Source organism: Mesorhizobium liriopis (genome assembly GCF_024053505.1).
GTDB classification, from domain to species: Bacteria; Pseudomonadota; Alphaproteobacteria; order Rhizobiales; family Rhizobiaceae; genus Mesorhizobium_B; species Mesorhizobium_B liriopis.
Genome location: NZ_JAMXQS010000003.1, coordinates 332,170 through 342,634, shown reverse-complemented (window position 1 = coordinate 342,634; position 10,465 = coordinate 332,170). Strand labels below are relative to the sequence as shown.

The following is a 10,465-nucleotide window of genomic DNA, read 5'->3' as shown; positions in this document are numbered from 1 at the left end:
TGCTGGGAGGGATGAAGTCCCCTCCGCTCTTCAGCCAGACGAAACGACAAGGGCCGGCTCAGTCACCTGAGCCGGCCCTTGTCGTACTGGGAATCTGTTCAATCGTTCACGGCAGCCTGCTGCGCTCTTCCGCCTGCCGCTTGGCTTCCTGGGCGGCCTTGAGTTGGGCCTTGGTGTACATGAGTGCGTGGGAAGCGAGGTCCTGGCCGTTGTCCCAGAGATTGCGCCAGATGCCCAGGATTCCTTCGAGCGGCTGGCCGACGACGCGGGACGAGAAGCTTTCGAAGGTGATCGGCCCCTGATAGTTCGCGCGGACGAGGGCGCGGAATACCGAGGCGAGGTCGATCGACCCGGACCCCATATAGCCGCGATGGCTGTCGCCGGTGTGGAAATAACCGAGATGATCGCCCGTTTCCACGATGGCCGAGCCGATGTCGGATTCCTCGATGTTCATATGGTAGACGTCGAGATGCACCTTCACGTTCGGTGCGCCGACGCGTTTGGCCATCTCCACGCCTTGCGCGGCCGTGTTGCAGATATTGGTCTCGTAGCGGTTCACCACTTCGAGCACGAGGGTGATATCGCTGCGTGCCGCGATCGCGGCGACGGTGCGCAAGGTCTCGGCCGACTGGGCGATCCCGTCCGCCGTCGGTGGGCGGTCATATTTGCCGAAGGCCGAATAGAGAATGCCGCCGATGATGGAGCCGCCGCAGTCACGGCACACGGCGATGGCGTCTTCGAGCTTCTTCTGGCCGCGCTTGCGCTTTTCGGCGTCGCCCGAGGAAATGTCGCTGTTGAAATCAAGGCCGAGCGAGAAATTGATCCCGATGCCCGCCTGTTCAAGCTGGCGTCGCGTGAAATCCGGGTCGATCAGGCTGGGGTCGAGTGCCGGCGCTTCGATGAAGTCGTAGCCGACCTCGGCCGTCTTCTGGATCGCGCGGGCACATTCCTCATGGCTCCATCCCGCTTCCCAGACGAGCGCATGGACTCCGAGCTTGTTCATGGTTCTTCCTCCCATTTCGCAATTGCGAAGCAAATGCTGCACTGAAGCATGGTCAGGCCAAGCAGAAACGTCGCCTGAGTAGAATTGACACGTCGCGCAGGAATGTCTAGCCTTCAATAAAACGTTTCACCAAAGCGGACATCATGCAAGGCGAGGAGGCTTGTGCTTGATGAATAAGCGTTCCGTGCCGTCTATTCGCCTTGTGGCAGAGCGCGCCGGCGTGTCCGTGGCGACCGTTTCCAACGTGCTCAATAACAAGCCGAACGTGTCGCCGGATTTCGCGTCGCGCGTTCATCTAGCCGTGCGCGAACTGGGCTATGTGGTGAGCCGCGCGGCCTCGCAGATGCGCTCCGAGCGCCATCGGCTTGCGGGCGTGGTGGTGCCCGATCTTACAAATCCCATGTTCGCGAGCTTCGTTTCGACGCTGGAGCATGTCGCGCGCCTCGACGGGTTCGATCTTATCGTGGTGTCCGCGCGCAACAACGCTGAAGAAGAGCGTGCCCGGCTCGACGATCTGCGCGCATGGCGTCCCGCCGGCCTCATCGTGATACCTTGCGACGGGGCTTTGACCGACCGCCTGCCACAGGGCTTGGGCGGGCCGGTCGTGGTGGCCGACCGTATCCCCGACGACCACGCCTTCGACCTGATCGCGGTGAACAATGGTTCGGCGGCCGCATCGATCGCGGCGCATCTCTCCGAGCAAGGCTTCGCCGACTGCCTTGTTCTCGGCACCAGCCTCGGCATCACCAATGTGCGCGAACGCTGGGATGGGTTTCGTGCGGCTGCCGGCCCGATGCGGGCGGAACTGATCGAGGTCGGCATCGATGATGATGCCCGCTTCCAACTGCTGGAAGAACGGCTTAGAGGCCCAAACCCGCCCCGGGCGCTGTTCGCGCTCGATCACCAGACCAGCATCGCCGCTTATCGGCTGCTGGGCGAGGTCGGGCTTTCCATTCCGCACGACATCGCCTTTGCGAGCTTCGACGAGATGGAATGGATGCGGCTCGTTTCGCCACCTATCACCGCCGTGCGCCAGCCCGTCGAGGAGATGGCGCAGGCCGCATGGCGGCACCTCGTCCGGCGGCTCGAAGAGGATCGGGCCGAAGAGAGAAAGAGAGACCGAAAACAGATCCGGCGCCTGCGCTGCGCCATAGAGATCCGCGGCTCGACCCTGCCGCGGTGCCGAACCTCGCGGAGGAGCGAGACGGCCTGATCAATCCATTGCTTGAACTCGGGAGGAACGAGCATGAACATTTCCAGACGAACGGCGCTTGCAGCGCTCGGCACCGGCGTGGCCGCCGCCACGCTCGGCGCGACGGGCATTGCCTATGCCGCCGATCCGCAGACCGGCATCGTCGTCAAGATCGGCGGCATTCCATGGTTCAACGCGATGGAGGCCGGCATTAAGAAGGCCTCGCCTGAATTCAAGGTCGATGCCTGGATGGTCGGCCCGACACAGGCCGACGCCGCCCAGCAGGTGCGCGCCATCGAAGACCTGATCGCGCGTAAAGTGGCGGTGATCGGCATCGTGCCGAACGATTCCGCCGCGCTTGAGCCCGTGCTCGGCCGCGCGAGGCAGGCGGGCATCAAGGTCATCGCCCATGAAGGCCCGGACCAGAAGGAAAAGGACTGGGATTTCGAGCTGACCACCGTGGACGGCTACGGCAAGGCGCATATGGACCTGCTCGCCAAGGAAATGGGCGAGGAAGGCCAGTACATCGTCTATGTCGGCTCGCTCACCGTGCCGCTGCACAATGCCTGGGCCGATGCGGCCATTGCATACCAGAAGGAAAAATATCCGAAGATGCAGATGCTCGGCGACCGCTTCGGCGTTGCCGAAAGCGTGGACGACAGCATCAAGACCACGCAGGACCAGCTTCGCGCCAACCCAGACCTCAAGGGCATCCTGACCTTCGGCAGCCAGGGTCCGATCGGGGCCGCGCGTGTGCTCGACGATCGCGGCAAGGCGGAAAGCATCGCACTGGTCGGCGGCTTCTCGCCGGGGCAGGGTGCGAAATATGTGAAGTCCGGCGTTATCCGCGGGGGCTTCATCTGGAACCCGATGACGGCGGGCGAGATCTTCGTCCAGCTCGCCTCCATGCTCGCCGCCGGCCAGGAGATCAAGGACAACATGGAACTGACTGGCGTCGGCCCCGTCCGTGTCTATCCCGACAAGAAGCTGATCCAGGCGCAGAAACTGGAATCGCTCGACAAGGCCAACATCGACCGGCTCGCGGAACTGGGGCTCTAGCCCGTTTCCGCAAGTCTTGCCGGCAGTCGGAGAGACTGCCGGTCCTTGTTCCGGTTCGAGAGGTCCTGATGGAAGAAGAGGTGCCGTTCCTGCGGCTGAGCGGGCTTTCCAAGCGCTTCGGCGGCGTGCGCGCGCTCGAAGACATCGACTGGGATGTGCGCCCGGGCGAAGTGCACTGCCTCGTCGGGGAAAACGGCTGCGGCAAGTCCACCCTGATCAAGACGGTGGCGGGCGTCCATCCGCCTTCCGCCGGCACGATCGAGATCGAGGGAAAGGATGTGCTGCCGCTCGATCCCGCCAAGGCCAAGGCGCTCGGCATTCAGGTGATCTTCCAGGACCTGTCGCTCTTCCCGAACCTTTCGGTGGCCGAGAACATCGCCGTCGAAAGCCATCTCGACGGTGCGCTCAAGCCCGTTCGGACGGGGCAGATGAAGGCGATCGCGCGTCGGGTGCTCGCCCGGCTCGATCTCACGCTCGACCTGTCCGCGCTGGTTTCCGACCTGTCCGTCGCCGAGCGGCAGATCGTGGCCATCGCGCGGGGGCTGGCGGCGCAAGCGCGGCTGATCTTCATGGATGAGCCGACGGCCTCACTCACCCGCGCCGAGGTGGACCGCCTGCTCGCCATCGTCGCGCGGCTGAAGGCTGACGGCATCGCGGTCGTCTTCGTGTCCCACAGGCTGGACGAGGTGGTGGAGATCGCCGAGCGCGTGACGGTGATGCGCGACGGGCGCAAGGTTGGGACCTGGCCCGTCCATGAGGTCGACCAGCGTCGCATCGCCCATCTGATGACCGGGCTCGACATCGACCATGCCGTGGTCGCGCGCGACATGAGTGCTGCCCCGCCCTTGCTCGAGGTGAGGAACCTGTCCCGGCGGGGCGAGTTCGCCGATGTGAGCTTCACGCTGCGCAAGGGCGAGGTGCTGGGGCTGGTCGGCCTGCTGGGTGCCGGCCGCACGGAACTGGCGCTGACCCTGTTCGGCATGAGCCGTGCGGAGGGCGGTGAGATCCTGCTCGACGGCAAGCCGCTCGTTCTGCGCTCGAACCGCGAGGCGGTGCGCGCGGGTATCGCCTATGTGTCGGAAGACCGGTTGAGCCTCGGCGTGGTGCTGCCGCAATCCATCGAGGATAATGTGAACCTCGCGGTGATGAAGGGGCTCGCCAACCGCTTCGGTCTCATCCCGCCGCGCCGGCGCCGTCAGCTGGCCGGCGAATGGGTGAAGCGCCTCGCCATCAAGATTCCGGGTCTCGACCGCCCCGTTCAGACGCTGTCGGGCGGCAACCAGCAGCGCGTGGTGCTTGCCAAATGGTTGGCCGCGGCGCCCAAGCTTCTGATCCTCGACAGTCCGACGGTCGGCGTCGACATCAAGAACAAGCAGGGCATCTACGAAGTGGTCGCCGAGCTCGCCGCCCGGGGTGTGGGCGTGCTGCTGATCTCCGACGAAGTGTCCGAAGTCTTCGCCACCTGCGATCGCGTGCTTCACATGCGCGCCGGACGGCTGGTCGGCGAAACGGTGCCGGGGCGGATTTCCGAGCACGAGATGGAGGAGCGCATCTATGCCTGACGCGCTTTCGGTTGCGGGTGCCGTACCTCACGCGAGCGACGGGCGTGCCGGTCTCACCCGCCTGCGCCGCCGGCCGGAATTCTGGCTTCTCCTGGTGATCCTGATCGTCGGCGCGCTGTTTTCGGCCCTCGCGCCCGGCTTTCTGTCACTGCCCAACGTGATCGACCTGCTTGAGACCTATTCGGTGCAGGCGGTGATGGCGATGGGGCTGTTCGTGGTGCTGGTGGCGGGCGGCATCGACATATCGTTCGCCGCGACCGCCTCCGTTTCCCAATATTGCGCGGCCCTTCTGGCGTCCCAGATGGGCTTGCCCGCGCCGCTCGTGATCCTTGCCGGCCTCCTGATCGGCACGGCGCTGGGCTGCCTGAACGCTGCGCTGATCTTTTACCTGCGCATCACCTCGATCATTGCCACCATCGCGATGATGAGCGTGTCCTTTTCGCTGCTGATGTATTTCTCCGGCGGCCGCTCGATCTACACGCTGCCCGACTGGTGGACGACGCGCATCACCTTCTTCCAGACCGAGACCGCCTCGGGCGATCTTGCCCGCATCACACTGCCCATCGTCCTCATGATCGTGGTCGCCCTCGTCACTTGGGCGATGATGACGCGCCTGTCGGTCGGCCGCCAGCTTTATGCCATGGGCGGTAACGCCGAAGCCGCGCGGCGCATCGGCGTCCCTATCGCACGCCTGCATTTCGTGGCCTATGGCTATCTCGGCTTCACCGCAGCGCTTGCCGGCATGTTGCAGGCGCATCGCGTGGGCGAAAGCGTGCCCAACGCCTTCGCCAACACCGAGCTCGCCGTGTTGTCGGCCGCCGTTCTGGGCGGCGCGAGCCTCACGGGCGGCATCGGCACCGTGCCCGGCGTGCTGCTCGGCATCGTGCTTCTCGCCATGCTCCAGAACGGGCTCAACCTGCTCGGCGTCTCGTCCTACTTCTTCCAGATCGTGATCGGCCTGACGATCCTCGTATCAACCTCCGTGACGGTGATCAGCTCGCGGCGCGGCCGCCGCCTGCGCGGCATCGGGGAGGCCTCAACCCATGGCTGAGCAACGGGATGCCACGACTTCGCTCGCCGAAGCGCAAAGCAGCCTGTCGGGGCTGATGACGCGGCTGCGTGGCGGGATGCCGGGCGGTCAGGCAGGGTTGATCGGCCTGCTCGTTGTGCTGGTCGTCGTGTTCTCGCTGTTCATCCCGGGCTTTGCGAGCGTCGGCACGCTGCAATCCTTCATGTTCCAGCTGCCGCTGCTCGGGCTCCTGTCGCTCGCCATGGTCGTGCCGCTGATCACCGGTGGCTTGAACCTCGCCATTATCGCGACCACCAACCAGTGTGCGCTGCTGATGGTGTGGATCATGAACAGCCTGCTCGTACCGGATGCGGGCGTGGGCGCCACGCTCGGCGTGATCGCGCTCGCCATGCTGGCGGGGCTCGCGCTTTGCCTCGTGATCGGCCTCGTGACGGGCGCGCTCGTCGCCTATACGGGTGTCCACCCGATCCTCGTGACGCTCGGCACCAAATCGCTGATCGACGGGATCAGCATCTACCTCACGCGCGGACGCGCGCTGTCGGGCGTGCCGGAAATTCTTTCCTCCACGCTCAACGGCTCGGTTTTCGGGGTGCCGGTGATCTTCCTGATCCTGATCTTCGCTGCAGTCTTCGTCGGCGTCGTTCTCAAGCGCACCGCTTTCGGCATCGCCTGTGCGATGATCGGCTCGAATCTCGAGGCCACGCGCTATTCCGCGATCGACGTGAAGCGCGTTCTGGTCGGCGTTTACACGATGTCGAGCCTGACATGCTTCGTGGCCGCGCTCGTGATGGTCGCGACCTTCAACTCGGCAAGCGCGGACTATGCGCAGTCCTATCTGCTCGTGACCATCCTCGCGGCCGTTCTGGGCGGCGTGGACCCCTTCGGCGGCTTCGGCACGATCACCGGTCTGATGGTGGCGCTCAGCGTGCTTCAGGTGATCTCGTCCGGCTTCAACCAGTTCGGCCTGTCGAACTATCTCACGCTGGCCATCTGGGGCGCGACGCTGATCGTCGTGGTCGCGGCCCAGACCTTGAAGCCTTACCTCGGCGACATCTTTTCGTTGCGCCGCCGGGACCAGCAGGAGAAATCCGCGTGATCTCGCTCTACCGGCAGGCGGCCGATGAACTCGTTTCCGTTTTCGACCGGCTCGACGAAAAAGAGGTCGACCGCGCGGTGGAGGCCATCGCCAATGCTCGCCATGTCGCGGTCTTCGGCGGCGGCCGCGAAGGGCTTCAGATTCGTGGCTTCGCCATGCGCCTCTTTCATCTCGGTCGCTCGGTCTCGGTGGTCGGCGACATGACCACGCCTCATTTGGGCGCGGGCGACCTTTTCCTCGTCACCTGCGGGCCCGGCGAGATCTCCACGGCCGTGGCGCTCGTCGGCGTGGCAAAGGCGGCGGGCGCCAAGGTGCTCGTCATCACGGCTCAGCCTGACGGGCGCGTGCCCCGGATGGCGGACGAGGTTCTCGTCTTGCCGGCCCAGACCATGGCCGACGACCAGGGCGAGACGGTTTCGATCCTGCCCATGGGTTCGGTCTTCGAGGGCTGCCTGTTTCTGCTTTTCGAGGCAATGGTCCTCAAGCTGAAGAACCGGCTTGGCATCTCGGCCGAGGCCATGCGCGCCAACCATACCAATCTCGAATGAAGACGGTCGCGGTCTTCGACGTCGGCAAGACCAACGTCAAGCTTTCGGCCGTGACGCCTGAAGGCGCGCTGGTCGAGACGCTTTCCGCACCCAATCATGTCCATGACGGCCCGCCGTTCCGCCATCATGATCTGGGTGGGCTCGAAAAATGGCTACTGGACGGTTTGCGCGATCTCGGCAGCCGCCACACGATCGAAGCGATCGTATCGTCCGCCCACGGCTCGGGTGGCGTGCTTGTCGATGCCGATGGCCCCGCTTTGCCGATGGTCGATTACGAACAGTCCGTGCCGGCCGAGGTCGAGGACGAGTATCGCCGCATTGTCGGCTCCTACCGCGAGCGGGGCTCCGCGGTAATGCTGGGTGCGGCACATCTGGCGCGCCAGATGCTCTGGATGGAGCGCTGCTGGCCAGCAGCGTTCGGCCGGGCGCAGGCCTTTCTCGCGAGCCCGCAATACTGGGCATGGCGGCTCTCCGGCGTCGCGGCAAGCGAGGTGACGAGCCTTGCCGCCCAATCCCATCTCTGGTCGCCGGCGGATGGGCGCTTGTCCAAGCTCGTCGCGCTGAAAGGCTGGGGCCATCTGATGCCGCCCATGCGAAACGCCTGGGACGTGCTCGGGCCCCTCAAGCCACAGCTCGCATCGCGGACCGGTCTTTCGCCCGAAACCCGCGTGCTCTGCGGCATCCATGACTCATCCGCCAATTTCTATCGCTATCAGGCCGGCGGCCTTTCCGACCTTGCGGTGGTCTCGACAGGCACCTGGATCGTGCTTCTCACCGACCGTACCGGCGTCGATTTCGATTGCGAGCGGCCCGGCCATGCCTGCAATGCCGACATCATGGGGCGCCCCATGCCCGGCATGCTGACCATGGGCGGCAGGGAATTCGCCGCCGTCGCGGGCGAGGCGAGGGGGCCGGCGTCACTCGGTATCGTGAAGCGCCTGATCGAAACCCGAACGCTGGCGCTGCCCTCGTTCGGCTCCGACGACGGCCTCTTCCCCGGAACGGCAAGGCAAGGACGGCTCGAAGGCCCGCTGGCCGACGATCCCGAAGCCCGTTTCACGCTCGCGGTCCTTTACGCCGCACTCCTCACCGCCCGTTGCCTGGCCGACCTGCCACCCGCGCGCACCGTGGTGCTCGACGGCAATTTCGTGCGCGAGCCGCTTTATGGCGCGCTCGTGCAGGCGCTGGTTCCTCAAAGACAGGTGCTGGTCAGCCTCGAAGCGGCCGGTACCGCTGCCGGGGCCGCTCTGCTTGCCGCTCACGAAACGCGTCGGGCCGCAGCACCGCTCGCGGTCTCGAAGCCCGACCTCACGGGCATTCCCGATCTTTCCCTTTACCAGCCACGATGGCTCGAAGGAGCCTCCGCCATTCGAGCCCAAACCCTGGAGCCCATCCATTGACCATGACCAACGACCAGACCCTGCGCGCCGAAATGGTCAAAACGTGCCGGCGCATGAACGAGACCGGCATCAACCAGGGCACGGCGGGCAACATCTCGGTGCGCAACGAGCGCGGCTTTCTCATCACGCCCACCTCGCTGCCCTATGATCTGATGCAGCCGGAAGACCTCGTGCAGATGTTCTTCGACGGCACCTTTGAAGGCCGTCGCCGACCCTCTTCCGAATGGCGGTTCCACCGCGACATCCTGCAGGCGCGCACCGACATCGACTGCGTGCTCCACTGCCATTCGGTCTACGCGACGACGCTCGCCTGTCATCACAAGACGATCCCGAGCTTTCACTACATGACGGGCGTAGCCGGGGGCACGACGATCCGCTGCGCGCGTTATGCCACGTTCGGCACGCAAGGATTGTCGGATGCCGCACTCGAAGCGCTCGAGGGCCGCCTGGCCTGCCTGCTCGGACAGCACGGGCAGATCTCGCTCGGCAAGACCATGGCCGCGGCCTTGGCGCTCGCGGTCGAGGTTGAAACCCTGTCGCGCCTTTACGTGCAGGCGCTCACCCTCGGCGAGCCGCCGATCCTCAGCGACGAGGAGATGGCGCGCGTGCTGCAGCAGATGAAGAATATGTCCTATGGGCAGGCGCCCGATCTCGAAGGCGTCAACGACACGGCGCAGGCGCGCGGCATCGACGCATAACCAGCATCGCCTCGCGCGTCACGAATTGCGCAGGTTGCGTTCGACGCTCTGAAGATGGGTTCGCATGGCCGCCGCGGCACCGCTCGTGTCGCGGTGTGCGATGGCGTCGACCAGGGCGCGGTGCTCCGTGAAGGAATGGTGGTCCTGCGGCGGGCGGACGGGGTTGGCGCGAAGGCGGCCCCAGTTCACCTCGCGGCGCACGGCGCTGAGCGTGTCGAGCAGGCCGACGAGCAGGCTGTTGCGCGTGGCATCCGCGATCACGCGATGGAGGCGGTTGTCCCACTGCTCGTAGGAGCGCCAGTCGGGCGCGGAGATCGTGCGGGCGATGCAGGTCTCCATCTCGCTGAGGTGAGCGGGTGAGGCGTTGAGCGCGGCGAGCCGCGCGATCTCTGGCTCGATGGCAAGACGTGCCCCCATTACCTCGATCGGGTTGGTCTTGCGCGCCATGGCCGCGATGTCGCTTGCCGTGTCGATGGGCCGATCGCCCGTGAAGGTGCCCTTGCCGACATGGCGCCACAACACGCCCTCGGACTCCAGCTGCGACAGCGCCTTGCGCAGGTTCGCGCGGGTGATGCCGAGCGTGTCGGCCAATTCGCGCTCGGGCGGCAGCCGTCCGGCCTCGCCCAGCGAGGCCTCCGCCAGAAAAGCACGCATCTTCCGAAGCGCATCGCGATCTTCAACCAACTCATCGGGCATCGAATGAAACCAATTCAATATTGGTTGAGATACTTTGCTGGAGAGATGTCGTCAACCTCCCTGCGGATAATAGCGCAAAGGGAACGGAAACGCGCTCATGATGCTGCAGCGCAGCGACGAATTCATCGTCCCAAGGCTTGACCGATCATTGAACCAAGTTTTACCAATAAGAAATTGGCTG

10 protein-coding genes are annotated in these 10,465 nt (G+C 65.0%); 8 read left to right on the top strand and 2 right to left on the bottom strand.

Annotation, left to right across the window (positions count from 1 at the left end; all coding sequences use genetic code 11):
• Window positions 1-106 precede the first annotated feature (106 nt).
• Window positions 107-1,003 (bottom strand): sugar phosphate isomerase/epimerase family protein, encoded by an 897-nt coding sequence (locus NGM99_RS07425; RefSeq protein WP_252817596.1) that lies wholly within the window; start codon window positions 1,001-1,003, stop codon window positions 107-109.
• 169 nt (window positions 1,004-1,172) lie between these two features.
• On the opposite strand from NGM99_RS07425, the gene NGM99_RS07420 reads away from it, so the two are divergent.
• The 8 genes from NGM99_RS07420 (at window position 1,173) to NGM99_RS07385 (ending at window position 9,588) form a co-directional block, all read left to right on the top strand.
• Window positions 1,173-2,216 (top strand): LacI family DNA-binding transcriptional regulator, encoded by a 1,044-nt coding sequence (locus NGM99_RS07420; protein ID WP_252817595.1) that lies wholly within the window; start codon window positions 1,173-1,175, stop codon window positions 2,214-2,216.
• Window positions 2,217-2,249: 33 nt separating this feature from the next.
• The gene (locus tag NGM99_RS07415) at window positions 2,250-3,254 is read left to right on the top strand and encodes a substrate-binding domain-containing protein (protein ID WP_252817593.1); all 1,005 of its coding nucleotides are present in this window, start codon (window positions 2,250-2,252) and stop codon (window positions 3,252-3,254) included.
• A gap of 68 nt (window positions 3,255-3,322) precedes the next feature.
• Window positions 3,323-4,816, top strand: coding sequence for a sugar ABC transporter ATP-binding protein (locus NGM99_RS07410; protein WP_252817591.1), 1,494 nt, complete (start codon window positions 3,323-3,325; stop codon window positions 4,814-4,816).
• Window positions 4,809-5,867 carry an ABC transporter permease gene (locus NGM99_RS07405; RefSeq protein ID WP_252817589.1) on the top strand — a complete coding sequence of 353 codons (1,059 nt, stop codon included), beginning with the start codon at window positions 4,809-4,811 and terminating at the stop codon, window positions 5,865-5,867. The genes NGM99_RS07410 and NGM99_RS07405 overlap by 8 nt, the downstream gene beginning before the upstream one ends.
• On the top strand, window positions 5,860-6,942 hold the full coding sequence (locus NGM99_RS07400) for an ABC transporter permease (RefSeq protein WP_252817587.1): 1,083 nt from the start codon (window positions 5,860-5,862) through the stop codon (window positions 6,940-6,942). The genes NGM99_RS07405 and NGM99_RS07400 overlap by 8 nt, the downstream gene beginning before the upstream one ends.
• Window positions 6,939-7,490 (top strand): 6-phospho-3-hexuloisomerase, encoded by a 552-nt coding sequence (gene hxlB / locus NGM99_RS07395; protein WP_252817585.1) that lies wholly within the window; start codon window positions 6,939-6,941, stop codon window positions 7,488-7,490. Before NGM99_RS07400 ends, hxlB begins: the two co-directional genes overlap by 4 nt.
• A complete protein-coding gene (locus tag NGM99_RS07390; protein WP_252817584.1) occupies window positions 7,487-8,890 on the top strand; it encodes an FGGY-family carbohydrate kinase in 1,404 nt (467 codons plus the stop codon). Before hxlB ends, NGM99_RS07390 begins: the two co-directional genes overlap by 4 nt.
• 2 nt (window positions 8,891-8,892) lie before the next feature.
• A complete protein-coding gene (locus tag NGM99_RS07385) occupies window positions 8,893-9,588 on the top strand; it encodes a class II aldolase/adducin family protein (protein ID WP_252817797.1) in 696 nt (231 codons plus the stop codon).
• Between the two features lie 18 nt (window positions 9,589-9,606).
• Here the strand turns inward: NGM99_RS07385 and NGM99_RS07380 are convergent, their stop codons facing one another.
• Entirely contained in the window at window positions 9,607-10,242 is a 636-nt protein-coding gene (locus tag NGM99_RS07380; RefSeq protein ID WP_252817582.1) for a FadR/GntR family transcriptional regulator, read from the bottom strand.
• Window positions 10,243-10,465 lie beyond the last annotated feature (223 nt).